The following is a 25790-nucleotide window of genomic DNA, read 5'->3' on the forward strand; positions in this document are numbered from 1 at the left end:
ACAGGCCGGGCAGAGCTGCACAGGCCTCGGCATTCCCGATTGTTACGTACACAACCAACGTTGCATTCCGTAACAGAACGATGCTAGAAGCCCTCTCACAGTCAGCCGTGAGGGAGGCAGGGGCCATGCTCCAGTTCGTTATCTACCGCCGCGTATCCACAGAAGAGCAAGGCCGCTCTGGCCTAGGGCTGGAGGCGCAGGACCGGGACATTGCCCTGTTTCTGGAGACCTACGCGGAGACGCCCTTCGAGGTCATCGGGGAGTTCACGGACGTACTCTCCGGCAAGGGGGATGATCGGCCTCAGTTACAGGCCGCGCTGGACCTAGTGCGCAGCCGGGGGGCAACCCTGCTAGTCGCCAAGCTCGACCGCCTCAGCCGCAAGGTCTCGTTCATCGCCTCGATCATGGACGACAAGCGTGTGAACCTCCGGGTGGCGTCCATGCCCTACGCGGACAAGTTCTCCCTGCACATCTACGCCGCGCTGGCAGAGCAAGAGCGGGAGTTCATTTCCCTGCGCACGAAGCAGGCCCTAGCTGCCGCTAAGGCGCGGGGCGTGAAGCTGGGGGGCGACAGGGGCAACATAGCCCAGATCAACGCGGCCAAGCGTGCCAAGGCCGATGCCTTCGCTGAGACCGTCGAGGGGATCGTGAAGCCGCTCAAGGAGCGCGGGGCGACACTCCGGGAGATCGCTGAGGCCCTCAACGCCGCTGGCGTCCAGACGCGAGGCGGAGGGCGCTGGCATCCCAACACCGTGAGCCGCGTGGTGGCGAGGCTGGAGGCGGCGTGAGGGAGAGACACTCTGCCATTTTCCACCTTACGCTTCAGGCTCTGGCAACGGGAGTAGGTCGCGGACTATCTGCTCCATCGCTGCGTTGATATTCATGGCTTCAGAGAAAAATTGTTTGGCGTGGTGCTGATCCTTGAAGTGGTGCGGCAGTCCAAGTAGGTCCTCGAGCTTGTTTGGTAAACGCGCAACACGGTTACCGTTTAGCTGCTCCAAAATCGCAGCGTTTTTCGGTTCGGCATCATTGTGTCCGTCCATTTCAAGTAGAACCGAGTAATTCATGTCGAAAGCATTCATGATACGTTGAAACTTAGGCACATCACCTTTGCCCGAGGCCACAATTATCGAAACCGACATCTCATCGGGAAGTTCTTCAATAATCCCCAACTTCCTTGCGGTCGCAATAAACCCCACTTCATCTTCGGGTCCTTCAACAATGATGGCATAGCGAGAAAAAAATACCTCATTATGCTTCAATCCAAACGAGGTCAGGGTTTTAAATGACTTCCTGTCCTCAGGTGAACCAAGAACGAGCCGAGCGGCTTGCGTTACTATCGTTCCAGTCCTGGCATCAGGTTTTGATACAATGCCTATGCGTTGATAGTTCCACACTTCAACAAAAGACGGCGAGTGGGTGGTATAAATTACTTGATCGCTCACGCCCGAACCAGCGTCGTCATCTTCCGAACCAGCAAACTCGCGCAGAACGCGAAATATGAGCCGCTGGCTTTGTGGGTGTATGTATAACTCCGGCTCTTCGATTGCCAAGATTATAGGCCGGTGGTTGTCGCCGTCTCGAAGCCGCGCGCCATCAATCAACATTTGGAGGAGGGAGAACACTACATTGCGCTGCATCCCGTGTCCCTTGTCGAGGACATCAGTTAGGACGCCGTCATCGATCCTAATTGCAACGCCCCGCCCAAAAATCTCTTTGGGAGCCTCGACCTGCACCTCCAGCTTCACAGAGGCCACGCTTGGCATCAGCTTTTTCATGACGTCACGAAGAGAGACTTCAGCCGCGCTGAGAGCCTCCAAGCGGCGCGGCGCTCCTTCATCGCTCGAGAAATTGAGAAGCGCACGCACACGTTCAAGCGCTTCCTCTAGCTCTATGTGACGGGGGTCCTTCCCTATAATGCGTTCTGATAGATCGGCCATCAGTCGACGGAACACTGTTGACGAGGAGCGCCGATCAATTTCATCCGAATAGTCGGTAATAGCGGGTAGCAGATAGATTTCCGGCAAAGCTGAAAGTAAGTTTTGAGGCAGGCCTAGGGCTTGGGTTTCCCCTAGTTCCGGTTCGTCATACTCAACGTCATTTTCTTCTAAATATCTTTTCAATCCAGCTTCGTAGCTTGCCTTATTTACCTTGCCGTCAGTACCTTGAACATATTCCAGTATCCCATTTTTTTTTGCAATTTCTTGCCACTTCGGCCTCCCGTCTCCCGCGCTCAGCTTCTTCACGGACAGCCATTCGTCACGCGGTTCCGCTTGGTAGCCGTGGTAGTCTGACCTTACGGTTGTTCTGCCTCGAGCCTTATCTTCTTGGACATGCAGTTCTTTCCGCAAGACTACCTTGTCGCCGATGATGTATGGACGCAGCCGTCGCTTTTCTCCTTCGCTTAACTCTGAGAACTCGCACTCGATGGCGCACAAGGCATTCACATCGTTAAAGTCGTCAGCAGCCATGCCACCAGCACCGCTAGTGAGGAAGCATTGTAGGGCTTTCAGTAGGTTGCTTTTCCCACAGTTGTTTTCGCCAACGAAAGCTTGTAACGGCTCAATTCGGATAGTGCCGCTATCACGGATCGAACGAAAGTTCTGAACCCGAATACTAGAAAGGCGCATGCCCACCCCCTGCGATTGCCAAGTCGAGGTTAACAGCGGTTAGACGTCGCCGCCAGCGTGATCAAAAATGTCTTCAGAACTGCGACTAACGTCTCCTCAACGACGCCCAGTGATCAGAAGCAGGTGGACAACTGGTCGACGATGCCCCACAAACTGTCCCACAAGAAATCGGGGGCGCTTCAGGGCGGGCCAGTTAAGCATCAGAAATATATAGCATGCGGGGCATGCTGGTAACGGGGCGGGCTGGTCTCTCTCCCGCTACCATGTTTCCGATGACAGATTTTGTGGCCGGAGCCGGGAAGACCGGCAGTTCAGGGCGCGGCTTGCAAGAACGGGTCATCCGCCTCGATGCCTATAAATACCGCAGCTTCGTTCCAGTTGCTGAAAGCGCGGGCCTTAACACCCATCGAGGTCAGCTGGCGCGTGGCATGGGCGGCCCGCATCAACGTGCCTGGCGAGTAGATATAGGCAACGCTGTCGAGTTTCGACACCTCTGGCAGGATGAACCGGAAGAAGTCCGTATACTGCTCAGGTGTCAGGCTGGGTTCGGCGGCGCGATAATCAATCACCAGCGCGGAGTATTTGCCGCCTGCAAGCCGGTCGATGAGCTTTTGCCCGTTGCGCATGGACGCCTCAAAGGTCGTGCGTCCCAGCACGGCCGCATAACGGCAACCCGGCGCTGGATCGCACGCGAAAATCTTGGGTTCACTCATATATCTGTCCGCCCGGCCAGAAATCAGTGTTCAGTCTAGGTGAGTCGCCCGAAGTAAGAACGAATTATTCTACATATGTGTGAAACGGCGGTGCCCGCGATCGCTGGCCCCGGTCAGGTGCTTGCTCCGGTCCGGCTCAGTGCCAGGCGGACGAGCCGCTGCTCCAGCCGCTCTTTGAGGCTGGCAGGCTGCATCAGCTTCATGCGTTCAAGTTCGCCGGCAAAGCGGTGCGGTGCAGGTGCATGCAAGAGCGCCGAAGCAATCAGGCCGGCGCGTGCCTTCCAGCCCGCATTGCGCTGCGCCAGCCATTCCAGCGCTTCGCGCAAGGCCTGCTCGGTTTCGGTCAAATCGCTGCCAAACGGGAATTTTACCAGCGTGCCGGCCGACATGGCGGGCTGAAGGCGCGTTGCGAGCTGTTGGGGTGTGTTTTGCCGCGCACTGTCCGGCAGGGCGTAGTCCGCTTCAACCTTTCCGGCGGCCTTCGCCTCATCCAGGAACGCGTCCTGAAAGCGGCTGTCGGCAATCTGCGCCAGGGCGATGGCGACTTCACGGTCGGTGCGCCCGCGCAGGTCAGCTACGCCGTATTCGGTAACGACAATGTCGCGCAGATGGCGCGGCACGGTCACCTCGCCGCCGGTCCACACGATATTGGAACGTGTCTCGCCACCGGTCTGGCGCGTCGCACGCACCAGGATGATGGACCGCGCCCCTACCAGCTCGTGGGCCATGGCGGAGAAATTGTACTGCCCGCCCACACCGCTCACTACGCGCCCGTCGGCCAGCGTATCGGAGATCGCCGCGCCGCGCCCGTTGACCATCATGGCGGTGTTGATGAAGCGCGCGTGCTGGCGCTGCAGGCGGGCCAGTTCCTCGTGACCGTAAAGATCATTGACGCGCGCCACGGACGTCATGTCGATGCGCGCGCGCTCAGCATCGCTCAGCTTGCGCAAACGGTCATAGAGCTCGCCCGGACCGGCAAAGAAGCCGCCATGCAGGGCGATGCCCTCTTCGCCGCGCAGGCTCGCCGGGTCTGCCAGCAAGGCCTGCTGGCGCGCAATATCATCGCTCACGCGGCGCGTCAGCAGCCCGCTCTGGAAAAGGTCCAGCAGGCCAAGCGTCAGCATTTCGCTGCAGCCGTACAAACCCTCGTGGAACGGCTCCAGACCGCCGCACTGTCCGGCAAGTGTCATGTCCGCGCCCATTGTCTCGATCGCGCTGCGCCAGGCGGTATTGTCGAGATGGCGCAATTTAAGGGCCGCCGCCACGGCGTCCGAGAGAGCACCGATCCCGGTTTGCAGCGTGCCGCCATCGCGCACCAGCGTGCTGACATGCAGCCCGATGGACCAGGCGGGCAGGCTGACGGCCTCGCGCGGAATGGGAAACAGCGTGTACTCGCCTGCGTCAACAAGCGCGTCGAACCAGTCTTCGGGTATGTCCGCCGCCTGGCCCATGAAGGGAAGGGCGGCGTTGAGCTCGCCCAGTACCAATGCCGGAGCACCTGTCTTGCGCCGTTCATGCAGGGCCGGGATCATGTCCAGAGACAGGTCCGGGTTGCATGACAGGCTCAACCTGCCATCCCTGCCGGGCGCGACCATCTGGGCTACCACGTTCACGCCTGCTTCCAGAATGGCGCGGCCGGCATGGGTGTAATTGGCGCTGACATAATCGCGCTGGGCCGACGCGTTGTTCAGCAAGCCTCCCGGCGGCAGGAAAAACTCCTTCACCCGCACATTGGCCGGCAGGGCGTTACGGCGCCGGTCGCGCGCATAGTCCAGATCGGGGTAGCCGTCGTAAAGACGCTCCGAAATCGGATCGAGCAGACGCGCAGCAAGCGCGTTGGGCGCAGAGGGGCGCTCCAGCGTCAGGGCGGTAAAGATCGTCAGCTCTATGTCTGGATCGGCCTTGGCACGTGCATAGAAGGCGTTGGCGATATGATTGGCCTTGCCCAGCCCCAGCGGCAGGCCCAGCACGATGCGCTTGCCAACGCGCTCCAGCGCAAGGTCTACGCACGCCTCTGGAGAGGGCAGGCGGGCTGTATTCGCAGCGGGTCGGGGCAGGGCGAAAACTCCATTCTGCCGTATGGGAAAGCCTACGTCCGGTCAGCGTAATCGTTCAAAGATTCTGTTGCCAGCGTAACGGGGCAGGCCGGCCGGCCCCGTACACACCATACAGGCAGCCGCCCTGCTTTTGACGCTAACCGGCACCTTCCAGAGGCCAGATCATCGGGATCATCACGACGGCAACAATCAGCATGACAACGTTCAGTGGCACGCCAATTTTCACAAAATCCATAAACCGGTAATGCCCCGGCCCATACACGAGTGTGTTGGTCTGATACCCGATTGGTGTTGCGAAGCTGGCGCTTGCCGCAAACATCACGGCGACCACGAAGGGGCGCGGGTCCAGACCTGCGGCGAGAGCCAGAGCGGCGGCAACCGGGGTGATGACGATGGCGACGGCGTTGTTGGTAACCGTCTCCGTCAGGAAAGATGTCACCGCATAGACCAGGGCGAGCAGAACGAGCGGGGATGCCACTGCCAGAAGCGGACGGGCTGCCCCTACGAGTAGATCGATCGAACCGGTACGGTCCAGCGCGGCCCCGATTGCCAGCATGGCGACGATGAGCGCCAGAATGCGCCAGTCAATGCTGTCAAAAGCCTCCTCAGGGTCAAGGCAGCCTGAAAACAGGACGATGGCTACCCCGATAACAGCCAGGCCGACAATTGGCATGATATTCAGAGCGGCCAGAACTACGACGCCTATCAGGGTCGCAATCGCAATCGGTGCGCGTTCCCGCCGGAAGGCCTGGTCCTCGGGCCGGGCCAGATCAACAAGGCCCAGCTCGCGTGACATGCGCTCGATGTCCTCTGGCGCGCCTTCCAGCAGCACGCTGTCGCCCGGATTGAGCCGGATACGGCCTACATGGTCGCTGATTTCGCCTCCATGGCGGTGTACCGCGACAACATAGACGCCGAACCGGCGGCGCAGACGGTAGGACTTAAGTGGTGCGCCGGTGAGCCGGCTGCCTGGCCCGACCACAGCCTCTACCAGCACCGCCCTGCTTTCACTGACGTCTTCAAGATCGTCGGAACCGACACGCACCTCTCCGTCGCGGTGCAGAGATAGAACCTCGCTCATCGGCGATTCAAGGACGAGGCGGTCTCCGGCCTGCAACTCGATCTGATCGATGTCATGACGCAGGGTCTGGGAGTGGCGCACTACATCAAGGAGGCGCAGATCGCGCAGCTTCAGGAAAGGCACGTCTTCAGGGCGGCGTCCGATCAGGGACGAGCCGTCCGGGATACGGGCATCGGTGATGAAGCGAGACTCGCCCGCTCCATCCAGCAAGGAGAAATCCTTGCGGTCAGGCAGGACCCGCGGTGCCACAATGGCGAGATAGATGAGGCCTGTGGCGGCCACGGCCAGACCCACCGCGCTCATTTCGAAAATACCGAAAGGTTCCAGCCCTGCCTGGCGCGCCGCGCCGTCCACGACGAGATTGGTCGACGTGCCGATCAGCGTGCAGGTGCCGCCCATGATCGCGCAATAGGACAGGGGAAGAAGTAGTTTTGACGGGGCTAGGTTCAGGTCGCGGGCAATCCCGGTAATGACCGGGATCAGGATCATCACAACCGGAATGTTGTTCATGAAGGCGGATACGACGACCGTCAGCAGGAAGGTCGATCCAATGACGAGTATCTTGCTCGATCCGGCCTTTCGCTGGATGAAGCGGCTGACCTCAAGGATGGCGCCGGTTCGCACCAGTGCAGCCGAAATGACAAACATGCAGGCAATGGTCAGCGGCGCAGCATTGGCCAGCGCCCCCACCATGCTGGCGCTGTCGAGCAGGCCGAGCACGAGAAACACGGCCACCGCCCCGATGGCTACCATTTCCGGCGGGAAGCGCTCGGACGCGAACACCGCCAGCATCACACCCAGAAGGGCGAGCGCCAGCCATCCCGCATTCGGGCCAAGCCATTCAATCATTGATATGCTCCCATGCCAGCGAACGATTTATTCACTGCTGGCCTGTGCTGTAAATGCTCCAACGGAGGGGCGGGCACGTAAAACCCGCCATGGACTGCTTAAACCTCTTTCTGGATACAGGTGATGGCGTAAACAATCGTGTCGAGGGTGCGCCGCGCGCGCGGGCGGCCAGGGTTCTTCTGCGCGGCGGCATGCTATAGGCTGGGCTGCTCCAGCCATCAGGGGCTAAAGTCATGTTTGGTGGACGTAAGGCCGAGGAACGTCGGCGTGACGAGATTCGTCTGGCCCAGGCGGCGTGCAGCAATGCGCTTGAGGCCTTGCGCGCCGGCAATGTCGCCAAGGCACGCGCGGAGCTGGCCGCTGTGCCGAAGAAAGTCGATTTTGCGGACATTGGCTGGAAGGTCGAACTTACCGCTGCCGTGCTTGATCTGGCTGCAGGGCGGCGCAAGCCCGCCACAACGCGGCTCACGGTCATCTGCGCGCGTCTCGACGAAACCGACCTGTCACGTGATGACAAGGGCTATCTGCGCCTGTTCGCCCTTTACCGTGCTATCGAGGCCTCCAGGGATGGCAAGGCCCCGCAGGAATTGCGCGACCTGGTGGAAGATTTCCGTTTCGACCACACGCTGGTTTCGCCGGAGCTGAAAGTCGGATTTCCTCTCAAGAAGACCGAGGAAGCGGTACCCGCCCCGCCGCCCATGGCCCGGCCTGCCAACGCCGGAGCAGACGACCCGTTCGAGCAATAGCTGGAGCGGCGGCTTCTTACGGATGACTGCCGCGCAGCGCAGCGTCGTTCAGGCTGTCCCAGCGGCGCGGGCTGGTCATCATCGCCCGGACATAGGCCATGTTGGCGGCCGCCATTTGTGGCGTGGTGTCGATGGTGGCAATGCGCTCAGCCTCGTCAAACCGTCCCTGCAGGGCAAGCACAAGCGCCAGGTTCTGGCGGATCTGCGCCGAGGCAAGATCATTGTCCATGGCCCGGCGCAACAGCGTTTCGGCCTGTTCCGGTTCGCCTGCCAGGGCATGTGACAATGCCAGATTGGACAGGATTGAAGGCTCATCCGGTGCGATTGTCATGGCTTCCTGGAACCGGGCACGTGCCGCACTGGTGCGCCCGGCCTGTTCCAGCGAGACACCCAGCGCATTGATGAGGCGCCAGTTTCCAGGCTCTGCCTGAGCCGCCCGTGTCAGTGGCTCGATGGCTTGCTGGCCTCGCCCTTCTGCTGCCAGTGCCAGCCCGTAGGCGCCCAGAAGCGCGGCATCCTCGGGAAACAGGGCCAGCGCCTGACGCGCGACTTCCATGGACCGCTGGGTGCTGCCGAGCTGGCGTAGAACGCCCGCCAGCTGCGTGGCGGCTTCCCGGTCGGCGGGGTTGAGCTCATAGGCCTCGGCCCAGAACGCAGCCTGCGTCAGCAGATCCTGATTGGCGATGGACCGGCGTTCGGCGGCTGTGGCCGGCACGATTGAGCGCGACTCCATTTCCAGAACCAGCGCGGCTTCCTGCGCAGAGGGAGGGGCGGCCGTGGTCGCACATGCGCCAAGGGCCAGCGCGCTGGCGGCGGTGAAGGCTGCAGCGGACAAACGCATGGACATGATCTAACCCTGTTAACGCGGACCGTTATGGTCCCTATCTTTCGGGTGGGCCGGTCAAGAAGCCGTTAACGCTTCGCTTTGCCGGTTCGTCCTTGTGAGTTGTCTGGAGAGTTTGATGAGTTTTGCATTCGCCGATGCCGCCGATACGGCCCGTACCGTCCACCTCACCGCGCGCGCTGACCTTGATTCGGTGCTGTCCGGGGTGGGCGAGGAGGCTGCTGGCCACGCCCGCGCCGCCGGTTTTTCCGGCAAGCTGGGTGAGATGGTCGTCCTTCCTGGCGACGGCGATGCGCTTTACGGCGTCGGTGACGCGTTAACTCCGTTTGACGCGGGCAATGCCGCGCTGAGCCTGCCCGAGGGTGACTGGCGCATTGGCGGCATGCCGCGCAACTGGGATCCGACAGTGCTTGCCACGGCACTTGGCCTGGGCAGCTACCAGTTCACCCGCTACCGCGCTGCGCCGCGAGCGCCTGCACGCTTTCATCTGCCAGCAGGCGCTGATGAAGCGGACGCCTTGCGTATTATCGCCGGCGTCACAGTTTGCCGCGACCTCATCAACACCCCAGCAGGCGATATGCTGCCGAGCCATCTGGAAGACGCGGCCCGCACCATCGCAAAGCCTTTTGGTGCCAAGGTGACGAGCATTGTCGGCGACGATCTGCTCAAGCAGAACTATCCGATGATCCATGCTGTTGGCCGCGCATCCACCGATGCGCCGCGCCTGATCGAGCTGCTCTGGGGAGACCCGTCCCATCCACGCGTCGCACTGGTCGGCAAGGGCGTGTGTTTTGATTCTGGCGGCCTCAATATCAAGGGCGGCAGCAATATGCTGCTGATGAAGAAGGATATGGGCGGCGCGGCCAACGTTCTTGGCCTTGCCACCATGATCATGGATGCGGGCCTGCCGGTTCACCTTCAGGTGCTCGTACCAGCCGTGGAGAACGCCATTTCCGGGAATGCCTTCCGTCCGGGCGATGTTTTGCCGTCACGCAAAGGACTGACGGTCGAAATCGGCAATACCGATGCCGAAGGGCGTCTGGTACTCGGCGACGCACTGACGCGCGCCTGCGAGGACAAGCCGGATCTCGTCATCGACATGGCGACGCTGACGGGCGCCGCGCGCATCGCGCTCGGGCCTGAGCTGGCGCCTGTCTACACCGACGATGACGCGCTTGCTGCAGACATCGCCGCAGCCGCCAGCCAGGTGGATGATCCGGTCTGGCGCATGCCGCTCTGGAGCGGATATGACAGCCAGCTTGAGGGCGATATATCCGACCTCTCCAATACCGGGTCAGGCCCGATGGCAGGTTCCATTACGGCTGCGCTGTTCCTGCGCCGCTTCGTCGATACCAAGGCCTGGGTGCATCTCGACATTTATGGCTGGAATCCCAAGGCCCGGCCGGGCCGTCCACTGGGCGGCGAAATGCTGGCGGGGCGTGCTCTCTATGAGGCTCTCAAGGCCCGTTATGGAGCACCCCATGGCTGAAGACTTCCAGGTAACTGCAGGCGTAACCGCCATCCGGCGAGAGCCGCGTGACGACGCCATGATGGACAGCCAGCTGCTGGCTGGAGAGGTGTTTTGCGTCGAGGACGAATCGGAAGGCTGGGCGCGGGGCATGTCGCGCCATGATGGCTATCGCGGCTATATCGACATGGCGGCGCTGTCGGCGCCAGTGCTGATTCCGACGCACCGTGTCAGCGCGGTACGCACCTATGTGTTCAGCGAGCCGGATCTGAAATCGCCCCCGCGTTTCCTGTTGTCGCTCAATGCCAAGATCGCGGCCGGCCGCCGGGAGGGCAAGTTTATCGAAAGCCAGCGTCAGGGCTGGGTTTTCACCGGGCATCTCACGGCACTGGATGCCAGCGAGCCTGACTGGGTGGCCGTTGCCGAGCGCTTCCTGCACTCACCCTATCTGTGGGGCGGCAAGGAAAGCCTGGGGCTGGACTGCTCCGGCCTGATCCAGGTGAGCATGGAGGCGGCAGGCATACGCATCCCGCGCGATAGCGGTGATCAGGAGGCCTGGGCGAAGGAGCGCTGGAGCAAGGTGCCTGTGGCAGATTCGCTGGCCGGGCTGCAGCGCGGAGATCTGGTGTTCTGGCCGGGCCATGTCGGCATCATGACGGATGCGGTGCATATGCTGCACGCCAACGCGTTTCACATGGCAACCGCGCTTGAACCGCTCCATCTCGCAGCGGCCCGCATTGCCCGCCATCATGCGCCGATGAGCGGTATTTTCCGCGCTCCCAACGCCAGAGGCTAGGCCGCTGCAGGCACGGCAAACAAAAAGGGCGCTTCGATCGAAGCGCCCTTTTCAAGGTGTGGCGGCGGGAAAGGGTTACTCCTCGCCTTCAGGACGCTCTGCAGCATCGTCGGCCGGTTCGGCGTCCGGCAGATCCTGAGCCGGCTGGGCCAGTTCGCCCATATCGTCGCCAGCTTCGGTGGCTGTATCCGGTGCGCCAGCCGTTTCCGTTGCTGCAACCTGAGGCGTTTCGCCTTCTTCCTCGATGGCCGGCTCCTCGGGGAGCGGTTCGGGGAAGGGAAGGCCGGAACTGCCCATGGAGTGCATGTAGGCGATCAGGTTTATACGGTCTTCCTGGCTGCGAAGGCCTGCAAAAGCCATCGAGGTGCCCGGCACATAGCGGCGCGGCGCTTCCAGATACTCATACATGTTCTGGTAGAGCCACTGGGTGCCATCGGCGCCATAATCGCGCATGGCGCTGGAATAGTTGAAGCTGGAAACGCTCGCGACAGCGCGGCCAAGTACGCCCCACATATTCGGGCCGGTGCCGTTGGCGCCGCCTTGCTCAAACGTGTGGCAGGCTACGCAGCGCCGTGCGACACGCTCACCAGCATCAACGCTGGCGGTGGCAAGCAGGCTGCCGAAATCAACCGGCCCGGACACTTCCTCTTCGGCACCGGCAGGCCCCTCCAGCAGAGCGGGGTCCACCGGGAAGCCCAGAGTTTCAGGCGCACGCGCGGTAAAGGCGATATCGCCAATCTCGCGTAGACCCATGACAACAAGCAGGATGGCCAGAACCGCGCCCGCTACCTTGTTCCAGAACAGATCGCCCATCGACGTCCTCTCGACCAGACATGACTGTAATTGCGCCGGTGTTTGGCACGCTCCGCCGCCCTGTGCAACCGCCTGACGCGATTAGCACCCCTGCAAATAGCAGGGTAAGTGACGATTGAGCAGTACCAATGCGGTGACAGCCTGCCCATGGGGCAGGTCGTCGCGCCTGTCCTAGCCGCCATTCAGCCATGTCTCTATCAGCAGGCGTGAAATCGAGTAGTGGGGCGGCCCCCAGCGCATCATCGGCCCTTCATAGAGCTCGCGCACTTCGGCGCGGGTGAACCAGCGCGCCTCCTCAATGTCGTCGGCAGCCACAGGTTCACCCGGCTCGATCTCTGCCAGCAGGCCGATCATCAGCGTGGACGGGAAGGGCCAGGGCTGACTGGCTACATATCGCGACGATAACACCTTTAGCCCGGTTTCCTCGGCGACCTCGCGTGCGCAAGCCTCCTCGATCGTCTCACCCGGCTCCATGAAGCCTGCCAGCGTGGCAAACAGGCCCGGCGGCCAGGCTGGCTGACGGCCCATGACGCAACGGTCCCCGCTATAGGGCAGCATGATGACCGAGGGGTCCGTGCGCGGGAAATGTTCGGTCCCGCAGGAGGGGCAAACCAGCTTGGTGCCGCCTTCAGCGGGTGCGTTCTCCGCGCCGCAATTGGAGCAGTAATGCCTGCGGCCGTGCCAGCTCAATATGGCCCGCGCCCTTCCCAGTATGGCGGCCAGGTCCGGCTCTGCGATCATGGTCGCACGCCGGAAATCGAGGCCGGGAGGGGTCGAGCCCGGCTGAACGCTCGCCGCAAACCAGGGTGTCTCACCTTCCAGTCCGAGAAACACCAGGCCCGGGCGCTCCAGAGCAAGGGTGCTGGTCTGTGCCGGGTGCAGTATCTCAGGCTCTCCCTCTGGTGACAGCACCACATTGCCGCCTGTGAGCAGAATCGCTCTCGCCGCAGGGTGGGACAGGCAGGCTTCGATAAAGGCGGGATTGGTCCGCTGCACGCCGGAATGGTCCAGTGGCGAACGGGTGAATGTCAGGTGCATCAGCCAGCCTCGTTTCTTCGACCGGCTCATTGCGCCCTGATATGGCCGGGCTGGCAAGCCCGCAGGAGTTTCGCATCTGCGAACATTACAGGGGCCTTACCGGATTCTGTATAAAGGTTTGAGATCATGGCATTTTTGCCCCAATTGCCTTGCTTGTGCCATAGTCCGTATCCGGAAAGCCACACTGGTGTATTGCACTGCGTCATTAACAGCTTGCGGCCTCTTGCGGATGCATGAGAGGCACCCTCATCTCTCGTCGCACGGGCCCGGGGGGTCCCAAAAAGACGAAAGGTCGAATCAGATGAAATCTCTCCTTATCGCAGTGTCTTCCATTGCTGTTCTCGCTGGTGCCGCTTCCGCTCAGGAAGGCCCGTTCCGTCTGGGTGCTGGCTACCAGGCCATCGACACCGACGGTGCTACGTATGACACGCTGACCCTGCGCGGCAGCTATGACATCACCCCGATCTTCTCGGTGGAAGGTGATCTGCTGTTCGGTCTGGGCGATGAGTCCACCACGTTCGGTGCGACCACCATCACGTCCGAGATCGACTACGGCGTCGGCATCTATGGCGTTGCCCGTCTGCCGCTGAACGACCAGTTCTCGGTCTTCGCGCGCGGTGGCTACACCTACTTCGACGTTAGCGCTTCGGCGGCTGGCATTGCCTTTAGCGGCGATGTGGACGGCTGGGCGTTCGGTGGTGGTGCAGAATGGGCTTTCGCCGGCCCGAACGCCATCCGCGTCGACTACACCCGCTATGACTTCGTGAACGGCAATGGCAATGCTGACGCGTTCGGCATTTCCTACGTCCGCCGCTTCTAGTCTGGCATGAATGTGCCGGCTCCGCTGTAGCGGGGCCGTACAAGAGCCCCCGTGGTCATTTGGCCGCGGGGGCTTTTTCATATCCACCTGTTGACGCGAATGAGAATGACTCGCAAGTTGGGTGTGCAACAGGGGAATCGACCCATGAGCCCGGCAATCTGCAAGGTCATCAATCTTGAACCATCCCGCCATGGCGGCAGGCGCAGTGGTGAGCCTGTGAGTGCTCTCGAGCCGCGTGTGCGCGACTGGCTGACGACGCAGTCAGTCATCGTGGAGGACTGGCTGAACCAGCTGGTCGCGGCCAATGGCGATGAACGCCTGGTCGGAGTGTTATGCCAGCACGCCGCCTTCCTGCGCGACACGCTGGAAGAAGGCTGACACCGCGCTTGCGAAACCTGTCCGCGATCCCGATACTAGGGAGCAGGAAGGCCGGCGGCGGACGAGCCCCTCGCCAACCCGGTCAGGTCCGGAAGGAAGCAGCCGTAACGAGTTTCGGTTCGGGTCGCCGTCCGGTCTTCCGCCGCCTTCCACCCGCTTTCGCCTGAAGGGCCCGGCTGCGCCATGCCGGCGCTCTGGGCAGCACGCCGCAAGAAGGGGCCTTGCCCGTCCATGGATGATCAGGATCCAGATAGCGGCGCCCCTGCGCTGGAGGCCGATGAGCCGGGACCGGCCCTGCCGGGCTTCGAGCCGCCGCCTGCCAGTGCCGCCTATCAGGTTCTGGCCCGCAAATACCGCCCGCAGCGCTTTTCCGATCTCATCGGGCAGGACGCCATGGTGCGTACGCTGTCCCATGCCTTCCAGTCGGGCCGTATTGCGCAGGCCTATATGCTCACCGGCGTACGCGGGGTGGGCAAAACGACAACCGCGCGCCTCATCGCCCGCGCACTGAACTACGAATCGGACGAGCGCTCCGGCCCCAGCGTGGATATTGATCCGCCGGGCCGGCATTGCGATGCCATTGCCCGCTCGGCCCATGTCGATGTGCTGGAGATGGACGCCGCTTCGCGCACTGGCGTCGGCGATATACGCGAAATTCTGGATGGCGTGCGCTACGCGCCCGTGTCGGCACCCTACAAGGTCTACATCATCGACGAAGTTCACATGCTGTCCAACAATGCGTTCAACGCATTGCTGAAAACGCTCGAAGAGCCGCCGCCGCATGTGAAGTTCATCTTCGCGACGACCGAGATACGCAAAGTCCCGGTCACGGTGCTTAGCCGCTGTCAGCGCTTTGATCTGCGCCGCGTGCCGCGCGATGCGCTCAGCGCCCATCTGAAGCGGATATGCGATCTTGAGGGCGCGCAGGTTGAAGATGGCGGCCTCGACGCGATCGCCCGCGCTGCCGAAGGCTCGGTGCGCGACGCGCTCTCCCTGCTCGATCAGGCGATAGTTCAGGGCAGTGAGACAGGCCCGGTTCCCGCCTCGCAGGTGCGCGAGATGCTGGGCCTGGTGGACCGCTCACGCGTGCTCGACCTGTTGGATGCAGCTTTGACGGGCAAGGGCGAAGCGGCGCTCGCCGAGCTGGAAAGCCAGTACGCCGCCGGCGCTGATCCGCAAGTGCTGATGCGTGACCTGCTGGATTATCTGCACGCGATGAGCCGGGTGAAGGCAACAGGCGGCAAGGCGGACCTTGCCGAGGCGCCGGAAACTGCCGCGCGCTTGCGTGAGCTGGCCGATACGCATTCGCTGGCCAGCCTTACCCGCCTCTGGAAAACGGCGCTCTCGGGGCTCGAGGATGTGCGCTCAGCGCCCGATCCGATGGCAGCCGTAGAGATGAGCGTGATCCGCCTGATGGCGGCGGCCAGCCTGCCCGGCCCGGAAGATGCCGCGCGGCTTATTGCGGCGCTGGAGGCCGGTGCGCCTGTGCCCGCGCCAGCAGGGCAGGCCAGTGGCGGACATGGCCCCGCAGGTCCGCAAGCCGAACATCAGCCCGCAGACGCGGAGCCTGAGCCGGCCACGAATTCCGACCCATCCAGCCTGGAAGACGTGATCGCCCTTCTGGACCGCGAGCGTGAAGCCTTGCTGCGCGATCAGGTGGAGCGCTTTGTGCGCCTTGTGTCCATCGGGCAGGGCAAGCTGGTATTTGAAGCGGTCAAGGGCGCCCCCGAAGACCTCGCCAGCCGTCTTGCGGGCTTCCTGCATGCGCAGACCGGCGCACGCTGGCTGGTGGACAGTCAGGGCCGCGCGCCGGGCGGTGAGACCATGCGCGAGCGCCGCCGCCGTGAGGCCGAGGCCTTGCGCGAACGCGCGCTTCGCGATCCGATGGTAGTGCGCGCCATGACGCTGTTTCCCGGCGCCGAGCTGGAAGCAGTGACGACGGTTGAGCCGGAGAACCCGCCTTCCCAGATGACGGACGCAGACACCCAGCGTCAGGAGCGCAAACCATGAAAGACCTCGCCGGCCTGATGAAGCAGGCCCAGGAAATGCAAAAGAAAATGGGCGAGGCGCAGGCCCGGCTGGACGCCGTGGAGGTGACAGGCGAGGCGGGTGCCGGTCTGGTGAAAATCACCACCACCGCCAAGGGCGAACCGCGTAAAGTGTCCATCGACCCGTCACTCATTGACCCGTCAGAGCCGGAAATCCTTGAAGACCTGTTCCTTGCCGCGCTCGCCGATGCCAAGCGCAAGGCCGATGAGGCCCAGGCTAATGTTCTGCGCGATGCCGCGAGCGGTCTGGGCTTGCCGCCGGGCTTCGACATGCCGTTTGGAGTGAAATCCTGAGAAGCTTGGGGATTCTATGGATAACAGAATTATTCTATATATCGATATACTTGGGTTTAGCGATATTGTAAATGAAGATAAAGGCCGAATCGTAAAACACGTCATAGACATATTTAATGCAATGGATGAATCTCCAGCATTTGAACACGATATATTTTCTGTTTTGCAATTTTCTGACACATTAATAATTTATAGCAAAAACGCTCCCTGCTCTGACGATGAACAGCAGTACATGGTTGGGTATTTGTGCGAGTTTGCTCAGCATCTTCAGTATAAGCTGCTGTCGAGAAATGTGTTTTTCCGCGCGGTTCTCACCAAGGGTGATTTTTATGACGTCGCACCGGGAGATTCTGTACATACTTTCAAGAATATAAGGGCCTTCTGGGGATCAGCTCTTGTAGATGCAGCTGAAAAAGAAAAATCGATAAAGGCGATAGGTTTGTTTATCGATAATAAAAAAAATAATCATCGAAACTTGGTTTAAATTTTATTCATTTAAACAATGTGAAGGGTTGTTTTTCGTCGAATTGAATAAACAGCTTGAAAACTATTTTAATGAATGCCTTGGTTTATCATACGCGAGGTGCTCGATTCCCGCCGAGGGGAATGAAAATTTGCTGGCTTATGAGTTTCTTTTTCTAAAAAGTGTTTATGATATGCGTGATTCCAATGGAACAGTTGGAGAAAAATATAAAAACACTTGGGATTTTTATTCAGAACAATATCCTGGCCTTTGCCAATGTTTGGTGGAGTCTGAATTTGATTTTGCACAAATTATACCAGGCGACTGGAATGGGATGTTTGATGCTATACGACGCGGTGAGGGGTATTTTGGTCAGTAGATACCAGCTTGCCCGTTGAATCCGCGTTAAAGTCAGCCAAACGCATTTTGATTCTCTGCCTTCAATCCAAAAATAGCGGCCCTTTTCTTGGATTTCGTACCCGGTATCAAAATCTGTTTGGTTTAGCAGCGTGGAGCATCGTCCCATGGCAGGCACGGCCGGCCCCGAAATCGAGAGGCTTATCCAGCTTCTGGCCAAGCTGCCGGGGCTTGGCCCGCGCTCTGCGCGCCGGGCTGCGCTGCATCTGATGAAAAAGCGTGAGGCGCTGATGGAGCCTCTGGCCGCCGCCATGGCCGAGGCAGCGGAGAAAATCCGCCCCTGCAGTATTTGCGGCAATCTGGACGTATCAGACCCGTGTACGGTCTGCCGCGATCCCAAGCGCGGCGACAGCGTGCTCTGTGTGGTCGAGACGGTAGGTGATCTCTGGGCGCTGGAGCGGGCAGGGGCCTTTGCCGGCAAATACCATGTGCTGGGCGGGGTCCTGTCTGCGCTGGATGGCGTCGGTCCGGACGATCTCAATCTTGCCAGCCTGATCGAACGTGCGGGCAATGGATCGGTCAGCGAGGTGATCCTGGCGCTCAATGCCACGGTGGATGGCCAGACGACGGCCCATGTCATCGCTGACAGGCTCGCCCATACCGGCGTATCGATCACCTCGCTGGCGCGCGGCGTGCCGGTGGGCGGCGAGCTTGATTATCTTGATGACGGCACGCTGGCCGCCGCGTTCAGGTCACGGCGGCCAGCGTAAGCGTCGAAGGTTACTCCGCCGGCACAAGCCGCAGCACGCGGCCCTCATCGCTGTCGGTGGTGATGTAGATATAGCCATCCGGGCCGGTGCGGACATCGCGGATACGCTCTTCCAGGTCTTCCAGAAGACGTTCCTGCCCGATCACCCGGTCACCGTCGGTCTCCAGCCGTGCGACGTGCATACCGGCCAGAGCGCCCACGAACAGGTCGTTCTGCCAGTGCGGGAAGGCATCGCCCGTGTAGAATGCGGCGCCCGAATTGGCGATGGAGGGCGTCCAGTACCAGATGGGCTGCTCCATGCCTTCGCGTTCACGGTCCTCGGTGATGATCGAGCCATCATACTCGATGCCGTAGGTGATTTCCGGCCAGCCGTAATTGAGGCCGGACTCCCGGTGGATGTTGACCTCGTCACCGCCGCGCGGGCCGTGCTCATGGCTCCAGATCGTGCCGGTTTCCGGATGCTGGACCAGCCCCTGAATGTTGCGATGGCCGTAGCTCCACACTTCCGGCGCGCCGCCATCGCCATCGGCAAAGGGATTGTCTGACGGCACCGAGCCATCGTCGTTCAGGCGGATCAGCGTGCCGATATGATTTTCCGGGTTCTGCGCCTCGTCATAGTGGTTGCCGCCATCGCCGAGCGAGAGCCAGAGATAACCGTCCCGGTCAAAGAGAATCTTGCCGCCATGGTGCCGGTTGGTCGCGATGTCGTAATTGACGGCAAACAGCTCTTCTGCGTCCTCCAGAGCGGTCAGGTCATCGCTCAGCCGGGCGCGGATCAGCGCGGTGCGGTGGGCTTCGCGGGTGCCTTGCGCGTAGGAGATGTAGACAAGACGGTTCTCAACAAAATCCGGGTGCGGGATGGCATCAAACAGCCCGCCCTGGCGATTGACCACAACATCTTCCGGCATGCCGGTCACGGGTTCGGCACGCAAATGCCCGTCAGCGTCAATAATGCGCAGGCCTTGCGAGCCGCCATCGCGTTCGGTGACGATCATCGCGCCATCCGGCAGAAAGCCGATGGACCACGGCATATTCAAATCCTCCGCCACGGTCTCCACGCGGAAATTCGCCTGTTCGGTCTCGTATACGTCCTGTGCAGACAGAGCGCCTGCGCTGACGGTCAGAAGAAGGCTGGCGGCAAGGGTGGTGCGGATCATTGGCATGTCTCCCCAAACTGTTGCGGTTAGCGTTCACACGCTCAGATAGGGGTGGCAACGCGTCTGGCCAGACTTCGTTGCCTTTCTGACATAGATGTGAACACCGGCAACGCGCCGGGCTGCAAGTGAGGCGCACTGGTCTAGGCTGCACTTCCGATTCGCGAAAATTGCCAGTCAGAGTGACGTCATGGATATGCTGAACATCGCCCTTATCGCTGCCGGCGGCCTTCTGGCCGGGGCCGTACTGACCTTTCTCTGGTTGCGCGGCGCCGCTGCCCGTGCTGCGGCCTTGCAGGAACGTCTGGCTGAGACCGAGCGGCGCTTTGACACCGAACGCGCGCAGCGCCAGGCCGAGCTGGAAGGGGAACGTGTGGCCCGGCGCGAGGCCGAGCAGGCCGCGGCTGCCTTGAAAGCGCGCATCGATACCGAGGCCGAGGCGGTGAAGCGCGAGCGCGAGAGCCTGACCCAGCTCTCCAATGCCGTGCAGGAGAAGTTCCAGCTGCTCGCCAACGAGGCGCTGGACAAATCCCAGAAAGCCTTCCTCGATCGTGCTGCCGAAACCTTCAAGCAGAACCAGGAAAAGGCTGAAGGCAGTGTGAAGGAGCTGGTGACGCCGATCCGCGAAAAACTAGACCAGTTCAAGGCGACCGTTGACCATATCGAGAAGGAGCGCGCGGCCCATCGCGGCGAGCTGGGCGAGCAGATCAACGCCCTGCGCCAGGGTCTTGCCGGTCAGCAGCAGGAGACTTCAAAGCTCGTCAACGCGTTGCAGCGCTCCTCGACTACGCGCGGCCAGTGGGGTGAGCGTACGGTGGAGAATGTGCTGGAGCTGGCGGGCCTTACCAAGGGCATCGACTATGAAAGCCAGTATCAGGCGCGTGATAGCGAAGGCGCATCCCTGCGCCCGGATTTCGTGGTGCGCCTGCCCGGTGGCGGGCGTTTCGTCATCGATTCCAAGGTGGCGCTGACGGCTTATCTCGATGCGGTAGAAGCGCCCGACGAACCGGCCCGCAAGCAGCATCTGCGCCGTCACGCCATGCAGGTGAAGACCCATATCCGCCAGCTGGCCAGCAAGGAGTATGCAAAATCGGTGGAGGGAGCGATCGACTTCGTGGCGCTCTTCATTCCCGGCGAAAGCTTCTATTCCGCCGCGATGGAGGAGGAGCCGGGCCTGTTTGACGAGGCGATTGCGCAAGACGTGATTATCGTCACGCCCTCCACCCTGCTCGCACTGGCCAAGGCGGTGGCCTATGGCTGGCGCCAGCAGGCGCTGGAAGACAATGCCCGCAAGATCGCCGCGCTCGGCAGCGAGATACATGACCGGCTGCAGACCTTTACCGGCCATCTTGGCCGGGTCGGTTCGGGTCTCAAGTCTGCAACCGCTAATTATAACAGCGCGGTAGCCTCGCTTGAGGGCAGGGTTCTGGTGTCGGCGCGCAAGATGGCCGAACTCAACGCGGCGTCCGGTTCAAAGGCGCTGGAAGGCCCGGCACAGGTCGATGAAACGCCGCGTTCACTGGCTGCCCCGACTGACCGCGAAGGCAGCGATGCTTGATCGAACCCCCTTTGCCCATTAGGTCTAGGCACATGACAGTACACCCAATACTCACGGTTCCCGATCCGCGCCTGAAACTGGTTTCAAAGCCGGTGGAGCGCGTTGATGACGATCTTCGAAACCTGATGGATGACATGGTGGAGACCATGTACGAGGCCGATGGTATCGGTCTTGCGGCTATCCAGATCGGCGTCGACAAGCGCGTCATCGTCATGGATCTGTCTGAAAAGCGTGATTCCCCGCGCTATTTCGTCAATCCGGTCGTCACACCGCTGACCGAGGAAACAAAGCCTTATAGCGAGGGCTGCCTGTCCATCCCGGATGTTTATGACGAGGTGGAACGCCCGGCGCGGGTGAGCGTTAAGTATCTCGACTATGATGGCAATGAACGTGAAGAGATCGCTGAGGATCTGTTTGCGGTGTGCATACAGCACGAAATGGACCATCTCGAAGGGGTGCTCTTCATCGATTACCTCTCGCGCCTGAAACGCGACCGGGCGGTGAAAAAGGTCCAGAAGCTTGTTAAGTCGCGACTGGAGGCTGCCGAATGACCCTGTCCCGCTATGCCACTCTGGGAGGCTCAGTCGCGCTGGCTGCGCTTCTCGCCGCGTGTGATCCCGCCGACACCGTTCCCGAGCCGCAGCCTGCCCCGGACCCTGCTCCGCAGCCGCACACTGCGTCGGACGGCGTTGGGGCTGTTAATAATGAGCCCATTCCTGAGTTGGCCCGCGACCCGGCTGACCCGCTGGATGCGAGCCCCGATACGGCGCCGGCAGCGGATGGTTTAATCGAGGCCCTGTCCCAGTATTGCGGCCAGTCGTTCGAGGGCGAGATCACCAGCCCGCCTGTCGAGATGGATGGGGATTTTGCCGGTCAACGCCTCGTCATGCACGTGCGTGAGTGCTTTGAGGATGAAGTGCGTGTGCCGTTCCATGTCGGGGATAACCATTCACGCACATGGCTTATCACCCGTCTGGACGATGGCCGCCTGCGGCTGAAGCATGACCACCGCCATGAAGATGGATCAGAAGATACGCTCACCCAGTATGGCGGCGAGAGCGTCTTCCCGCCGGTCTCGGCGCGCGTGGAGTTCCCGGCTGATCAGTTCTCGAAAGATCTGTTCGAGCGTGAGGGTATCCCGGTTTCCATGGACAATACCTGGATCATGGAAGTCACCGATACGACATTCGTTTACACGCTGACGCGCCCGAACCGCCTGTTCGAGGTGACGTTTGACCTCACCAATCCGGTAGATACGCCGCCCACGCCCTGGGGCTGGGAGGGTGAAGAGTAGCCCTCCGCACATCTGACGGTGTGATAAAGGCGCGGTCCGTTGGGGCCGCGCCTTTTTTTGTGCGGTCTTTCAGGCGGGGTCAGTTGCTCCGCTGGCCTGCCAGCAACATGCTGGCTGCGCGGGTAAGCCCGGCCCAGCGCCCTGCCGTGCTGATTTCGGCAGCCGCGATATGGTCGATCCGGCTATGGATACGCTCGCCGAAACCGTGAACGCGTTTACCGCAAAGAGCCAGGCTAGCCTGTACCAGCTGTGCCGCCGCCTCGCGCAGCCGTTCTTCCAGGTTCGGTGCGCGTGCCACCCCGCTGAAGAGCTCGGAGCGGTGATTGGTGAAGTATCGCTTGTAGTCCTCGTGACCGGTGCCCATCTCGTAACGGGTCAGGCCAAACTCCTCCATCCGCGACAAGAGCAGGTAGACCAGAAGATGGCCGGGCGAATAGGGCGACATTTCGGGGTCATAGGCGGCAAGCCAGGGGTGGAACGTGCCGTGACCTTGCGGTCCGTACTCGGCCGCGATCAGGCGGCCGCCCACGCGCAGCGTGTAGAGCTTCCCGCTCACCACGCCGTCCTGCTTGGCGAACAGCGTGTGCATCATTTTTGCCGTCCAGCGCGGAGCCAGCACGTCATGGCGGCCGGTCTGGCGGTATTGCAGGCGTTTCCAGCTTATCAGCTCATCAAGGGTTGCCGGATCGCTGGACACTTCGAGGTGTATCTCGCCGTGCTCGGTTTCCAGCTTGCGCAGGCGGCGGCGGAAATCCTTGAAGCGTTTCGGGTGCTCGGCCTGCAACTCGGCGATGAGGGCATCAGCTGTCGACCGCTTTATCGCTGCGCGCGATGGTCCGACCGGCTCCAGCCCGGCAGCCGGTGGTTTGTCAGGCGTGAAGAGGGCTGCAAAGCGGGCGCGCGACAGGCCGGCCAGGGCCAGCAATTCCTCGTCACGTGTTTCCACGTCCTGCCTGCGCAATATGGCATGAATGTCAGAGAAGGCCGATCCGATGGGCCGGGCAAAGCCGCCTGGCCGGCGATGGTAGGCGAACACCGCCGCCAGCCCTTTTGCGTCGCGGAAAAGCGCGATCTCCACATCATTGCGGGTGGTTGAAACGGCTTGTGCGAATTCGGGATGCAGAAGGGGCGAGGCAAGGCCGGTGGCCAGCGCCATGGCTGTCCATGCGTGCTGGTCCTGCGCGGTCAGGGCTTCAATCTTGATTGTCTCACAGCGCAACATGATGCGGCCTCCACGTTCAGTTCGAGCGGAGACTTGCAGTTATCGTGCCAGAGGCGAGGCGTACCGCTGCCATTTTGCGTGTAAGGTTAGCAGCAGGTTAACAGCGTCACCCGATGCCGTGCTCTGCTTTCCACGCCGCGAGGTCCACGCCCAGCACGTCGGCGAGGATCGCCGCAGTGCCGCCATTGGGATCAGGTACGGTGCCTGTGGTCAGGCCGCCATCGACCACCAGTGCCTGCCCCGTCACGAAGCGCGCCTCGTCGCTGGCCAGATACACGGCGGCATTTGCGATATCAGCAGGACTGCCACCTACAGGCAAAGGCTGGGCGAAGGCTCCGAGCTCCTCCAGCTTGGGCTGGGCGGCCTCGGCGGCGTCCTGATCCAGCCCGAAAGCCCGCCCGAACACGGCGGTCGCGATGAGGCCGGGATTGATGCAGTTCACCCGGATTTTATGGGGCGCAAGCCGCACCGAGACGGTCTTTGTCATATGGATCAGCGCGGCTTTGGCGATGGAGTAGAGCAGGGGCCCGTAATTCACGCCAATCCCGGCAACGCTGGAGGTGGAGATGATCGCCCCCCCGCCAGCGGCCTGCATGTGGGGCAAGGCGTGCTTGATGCCGAAAAGGGCGGCGCGCAAATGCAGGTGCATGACGTGATCGAACGTTGCTGCCTCGATCTTGTCCACCGGATAGTCCGGCTCGGCAGAGCCAGCATTATTGAACAATATGTCCAGCTGCCCGTGGCGTTCGATGGCCAGATTGATCAACGCCTTGATGTCAGCCTCGTTTTTCACATCGGTGGTGCGGAAGGCAAGCTTTGGCCCGTGAAACTGCGCCATCACTTCGCCGCGCCCGGTCTCCAGATCGCCCATCACGACATGGGCGCCTTCGGCTATGAAGCGCTCCACGCTTGCCTTGCCGATACCGCTGGCACCGCCAGTGATGACCGCGACCTTGCCATCCAGCCGTCCACCCATTTTCGCTGTGCCCCTTGTCAGTGAACTCAGGGCACACACTGGCCCGCATTCGGCAATGCCGGCAAGCCCTTTGCCGGAGATGTAGGGGAACGCTTGTCTGCCTTGCGGGTTATCAACCGGGATATAAGGCGGGCTTTCATGGAACGTATCAAATTACTCATAAGCCGGATCACCGGCTCTCTCTGGTTTCTGCCGGCCTTGTATGCGGCCGGAGCGATAGTGCTGGTTTTCGCCGCGCCGCTGACCAGGTTCATTGTTCCAGATGCGCTTGCCGAGCTGATTGAGGAAGAGGCTCTGCGCACCATCCTCAATGTTCTGTCGTCCAGCCTGCTGGCCGTAACGATCTTTTCACTGACGACGATGGCGACGTCGCTTAAGGCTGTCAGCGATGCTGCGACGCCGCGCGCAAGGCCCATTCTCATAAAGGGCGGCGGCGCACAGAACGCCATTGCGACCTTCCTCGGGGCCTTCATTTTCAGCATGATCGGGCTGGTCGCACTCAATAGCGGCATGCTGGGCGGTGGCGGCGCGACGATGTTGTTTGCCCTCACGGGGCTTGCGACGCTTATGGTGGTGATCGTCCTCATCCAGTGGATCCGGCAGCTTTCAACGCTCGGCGATGTCGAGGATGCAATCTCGAAGGTCGAGGCGGCGACGCGGAATGCATTCCGCACGCTTGCCTGTCTGCCGCCTTCAGCCGGTCAATCAGCATTGGGTAAGGCCAAGCCCTATGCGCTGCGCGCTGAACGGCCGGGCTATGTGCAGATGATCGATCTGCCTGCGCTGGAGGACACGGCAAAAAGGCTGGATGTGCGCGTGGAAGTGTTGGCCATTCCAGGTGACAGGTGCGGACCGGCTCTGGAACTGGCACGCGTGTATGGCGCGGACAGCGCTAAAATGGCGCAAAAGCTCCTGCCCTGCTTTGTGCGGGGCAGCGTGCGCACCCTGGAGGCCGACCCCCGGCTTGGACTGACAGCCCTTAGCGAGATCGGGTCACGCGCCCTGTCGCCGGGCATCAATGATCCCGGCACGGCCATCTCCGCAGTTCGCGCGCTGGAGCGCTGCTTTGCCGGATGGTGCGAGGTTCTGAATGATGCCGGAGACCGCGAAGCTCTGTCCCGCGTCGTCTATCCCGGCCTCGATGCAGCCGAAGCCTTGCGCGAACCAGTCATCGCGCTGGCGCGTGACGGGGCAGCACAGCTGGAGGTCATGCGCGCTCTGGGCCAGCTATGCGCGACCGCCTCTGAACTGGACGGCCTTGACCTTGGCAAGGAGACAAGCGCCCTGAAGGCGGAGATCGTTGAACGGGCGAGCACCGCGATGGCGCACAAAAGTGACATTGTGCGGCTTAAGGAAGCGATTGGCTGAGCGGGCATGAGACCAGCCCTTGCGCCGAAGCGGATTCAGGGTTAGAGCCGCCCC

Annotated in this window: 25 protein-coding genes and 1 other RNA gene; 16 read left to right on the plus strand and 10 right to left on the minus strand. The window is 61.4% G+C overall.

From position 1 onward, the window contains the following. The first annotated feature begins 125 nt into the window (after positions 1-125). Positions 126-788: a recombinase family protein gene (locus X907_RS03485; RefSeq protein ID WP_127565657.1), complete on the plus strand. Its 663-nt coding sequence runs from the start codon at positions 126-128 to the stop codon at positions 786-788. A gap of 27 nt (positions 789-815) precedes the next feature. Here the strand turns inward: X907_RS03485 and X907_RS03490 are convergent, their stop codons facing one another. The 4 genes from X907_RS03490 to X907_RS03510 all read right to left on the minus strand — a co-directional run bounded on the left by X907_RS03490 (position 816) and on the right by X907_RS03510 (position 7330). Beyond that, the gene (locus X907_RS03490) at positions 816-2630 is read right to left on the minus strand and encodes an ATP-dependent nuclease (protein ID WP_127565658.1); all 1815 of its coding nucleotides are present in this window, start codon (positions 2628-2630) and stop codon (positions 816-818) included. 311 nt (positions 2631-2941) lie between these two features. Continuing rightward, positions 2942-3343: a hypothetical protein gene (locus tag X907_RS03495; protein WP_127565659.1), complete on the minus strand. Its 402-nt coding sequence runs from the start codon at positions 3341-3343 to the stop codon at positions 2942-2944. 113 nt (positions 3344-3456) lie between these two features. Continuing rightward, positions 3457-5313 (minus strand): acetyl-CoA hydrolase/transferase C-terminal domain-containing protein, encoded by a 1857-nt coding sequence (locus X907_RS03500; RefSeq protein WP_127565660.1) that lies wholly within the window; start codon positions 5311-5313, stop codon positions 3457-3459. Between the two features lie 223 nt (positions 5314-5536). Further along, positions 5537-7330 (minus strand): SLC13 family permease, encoded by a 1794-nt coding sequence (locus X907_RS03510; protein ID WP_127565662.1) that lies wholly within the window; start codon positions 7328-7330, stop codon positions 5537-5539. Positions 7331-7563: 233 nt separating this feature from the next. On the opposite strand from X907_RS03510, the gene X907_RS03515 reads away from it, so the two are divergent. Next, positions 7564-8076 carry a hypothetical protein gene (locus tag X907_RS03515; RefSeq protein ID WP_127565663.1) on the plus strand — a complete coding sequence of 171 codons (513 nt, stop codon included), beginning with the start codon at positions 7564-7566 and terminating at the stop codon, positions 8074-8076. Positions 8077-8092: 16 nt separating this feature from the next. Here X907_RS03515 and X907_RS03520 read toward each other — a convergent pair whose 3' ends face one another. Beyond that, on the minus strand, positions 8093-8923 hold the full coding sequence (locus tag X907_RS03520; RefSeq protein WP_127565664.1) for a tetratricopeptide repeat protein: 831 nt from the start codon (positions 8921-8923) through the stop codon (positions 8093-8095). Positions 8924-9038: 115 nt separating this feature from the next. On the opposite strand from X907_RS03520, the gene X907_RS03525 reads away from it, so the two are divergent. Both X907_RS03525 and X907_RS03530 read left to right on the plus strand, forming a co-directional pair. After that, on the plus strand, positions 9039-10409 hold the full coding sequence (locus X907_RS03525; RefSeq protein WP_127565665.1) for a leucyl aminopeptidase family protein: 1371 nt from the start codon (positions 9039-9041) through the stop codon (positions 10407-10409). After that, entirely contained in the window at positions 10402-11184 is a 783-nt protein-coding gene (locus X907_RS03530; protein ID WP_127565666.1) for a C40 family peptidase, read from the plus strand. Before X907_RS03525 ends, X907_RS03530 begins: the two co-directional genes overlap by 8 nt. Before the next feature lie 75 nt (positions 11185-11259). Here X907_RS03530 and X907_RS03535 read toward each other — a convergent pair whose 3' ends face one another. Both X907_RS03535 and nudC read right to left on the minus strand, forming a co-directional pair. Further along, entirely contained in the window at positions 11260-11997 is a 738-nt protein-coding gene (locus X907_RS03535) for a c-type cytochrome (RefSeq protein ID WP_127565667.1), read from the minus strand. A gap of 171 nt (positions 11998-12168) precedes the next feature. Then, the gene (gene nudC, locus X907_RS03540; RefSeq protein WP_170175447.1) at positions 12169-13035 is read right to left on the minus strand and encodes an NAD(+) diphosphatase; all 867 of its coding nucleotides are present in this window, start codon (positions 13033-13035) and stop codon (positions 12169-12171) included. 301 nt (positions 13036-13336) lie between these two features. Here nudC and X907_RS03545 point away from each other — a divergent pair, with 301 nt between their 5' ends. The 8 genes from X907_RS03545 (at position 13337) to recR (ending at position 18165) form a co-directional block, all read left to right on the plus strand. After that, on the plus strand, positions 13337-13855 hold the full coding sequence (locus tag X907_RS03545; protein WP_170175448.1) for a porin family protein: 519 nt from the start codon (positions 13337-13339) through the stop codon (positions 13853-13855). A gap of 144 nt (positions 13856-13999) precedes the next feature. Beyond that, positions 14000-14233: a hypothetical protein gene (locus tag X907_RS03550; protein ID WP_127565670.1), complete on the plus strand. Its 234-nt coding sequence runs from the start codon at positions 14000-14002 to the stop codon at positions 14231-14233. 46 nt (positions 14234-14279) lie between these two features. Further along, an RNA gene (ffs, locus tag X907_RS03555) (signal recognition particle sRNA small type) lies at positions 14280-14376 on the plus strand. Positions 14377-14464: 88 nt separating this feature from the next. Then, entirely contained in the window at positions 14465-16243 is a 1779-nt protein-coding gene (locus X907_RS03560; protein WP_127565671.1) for a DNA polymerase III subunit gamma/tau, read from the plus strand. Then, the gene (locus X907_RS03565) at positions 16240-16575 is read left to right on the plus strand and encodes a YbaB/EbfC family nucleoid-associated protein (RefSeq protein ID WP_127565672.1); all 336 of its coding nucleotides are present in this window, start codon (positions 16240-16242) and stop codon (positions 16573-16575) included. The genes X907_RS03560 and X907_RS03565 overlap by 4 nt, the downstream gene beginning before the upstream one ends. Before the next feature lie 16 nt (positions 16576-16591). Next, on the plus strand, positions 16592-17059 hold the full coding sequence (locus tag X907_RS03570; RefSeq protein WP_127565673.1) for a hypothetical protein: 468 nt from the start codon (positions 16592-16594) through the stop codon (positions 17057-17059). A 130-nt stretch (positions 17060-17189) separates the two neighbouring features. Beyond that, the gene (locus X907_RS03575) at positions 17190-17417 is read left to right on the plus strand and encodes a hypothetical protein (RefSeq protein WP_127565674.1); all 228 of its coding nucleotides are present in this window, start codon (positions 17190-17192) and stop codon (positions 17415-17417) included. Positions 17418-17562: 145 nt separating this feature from the next. Then, positions 17563-18165: a recombination mediator RecR gene (recR, locus tag X907_RS03580; RefSeq protein ID WP_127565675.1), complete on the plus strand. Its 603-nt coding sequence runs from the start codon at positions 17563-17565 to the stop codon at positions 18163-18165. 10 nt (positions 18166-18175) lie between these two features. Here the strand turns inward: recR and X907_RS03585 are convergent, their stop codons facing one another. Further along, the gene (locus tag X907_RS03585; protein ID WP_127565676.1) at positions 18176-19321 is read right to left on the minus strand and encodes a PQQ-dependent sugar dehydrogenase; all 1146 of its coding nucleotides are present in this window, start codon (positions 19319-19321) and stop codon (positions 18176-18178) included. A gap of 187 nt (positions 19322-19508) precedes the next feature. Between X907_RS03585 and X907_RS03590 the strand changes: the two genes are divergently transcribed. Genes X907_RS03590 through X907_RS03600 form a run of 3 tightly spaced genes read left to right on the plus strand, consistent with a single transcriptional unit; the run spans position 19509 to position 22170 of the window. Further along, the gene (locus X907_RS03590) at positions 19509-20876 is read left to right on the plus strand and encodes a DNA recombination protein RmuC (RefSeq protein ID WP_127565677.1); all 1368 of its coding nucleotides are present in this window, start codon (positions 19509-19511) and stop codon (positions 20874-20876) included. A gap of 32 nt (positions 20877-20908) precedes the next feature. Then, positions 20909-21427 (plus strand): peptide deformylase, encoded by a 519-nt coding sequence (def, locus tag X907_RS03595; protein ID WP_127565678.1) that lies wholly within the window; start codon positions 20909-20911, stop codon positions 21425-21427. Further along, positions 21424-22170 carry a hypothetical protein gene (locus tag X907_RS03600; RefSeq protein ID WP_127565679.1) on the plus strand — a complete coding sequence of 249 codons (747 nt, stop codon included), beginning with the start codon at positions 21424-21426 and terminating at the stop codon, positions 22168-22170. The genes def and X907_RS03600 overlap by 4 nt, the downstream gene beginning before the upstream one ends. 79 nt (positions 22171-22249) lie before the next feature. Here the strand turns inward: X907_RS03600 and X907_RS03605 are convergent, their stop codons facing one another. Together X907_RS03605 and X907_RS03610 are read right to left on the minus strand one after the other, a co-directional pair. Next, positions 22250-23392 (minus strand): GNAT family N-acetyltransferase, encoded by a 1143-nt coding sequence (locus X907_RS03605; RefSeq protein WP_127565680.1) that lies wholly within the window; start codon positions 23390-23392, stop codon positions 22250-22252. Positions 23393-23498: 106 nt separating this feature from the next. Next, complete coding sequence (locus X907_RS03610; protein WP_127565681.1) at positions 23499-24368, minus strand: SDR family NAD(P)-dependent oxidoreductase; 870 nt, start codon at positions 24366-24368, stop codon at positions 23499-23501. 138 nt (positions 24369-24506) lie between these two features. Between X907_RS03610 and X907_RS03615 the strand changes: the two genes are divergently transcribed. Further along, entirely contained in the window at positions 24507-25736 is a 1230-nt protein-coding gene (locus X907_RS03615) for a DUF2254 domain-containing protein (RefSeq protein ID WP_127565682.1), read from the plus strand. The last annotated feature ends 54 nt before the right edge of the window (positions 25737-25790 follow it).

Source organism: Glycocaulis alkaliphilus, assembly GCF_004000605.1.
GTDB lineage: Bacteria > Pseudomonadota > Alphaproteobacteria > Caulobacterales > Maricaulaceae > Glycocaulis > Glycocaulis alkaliphilus.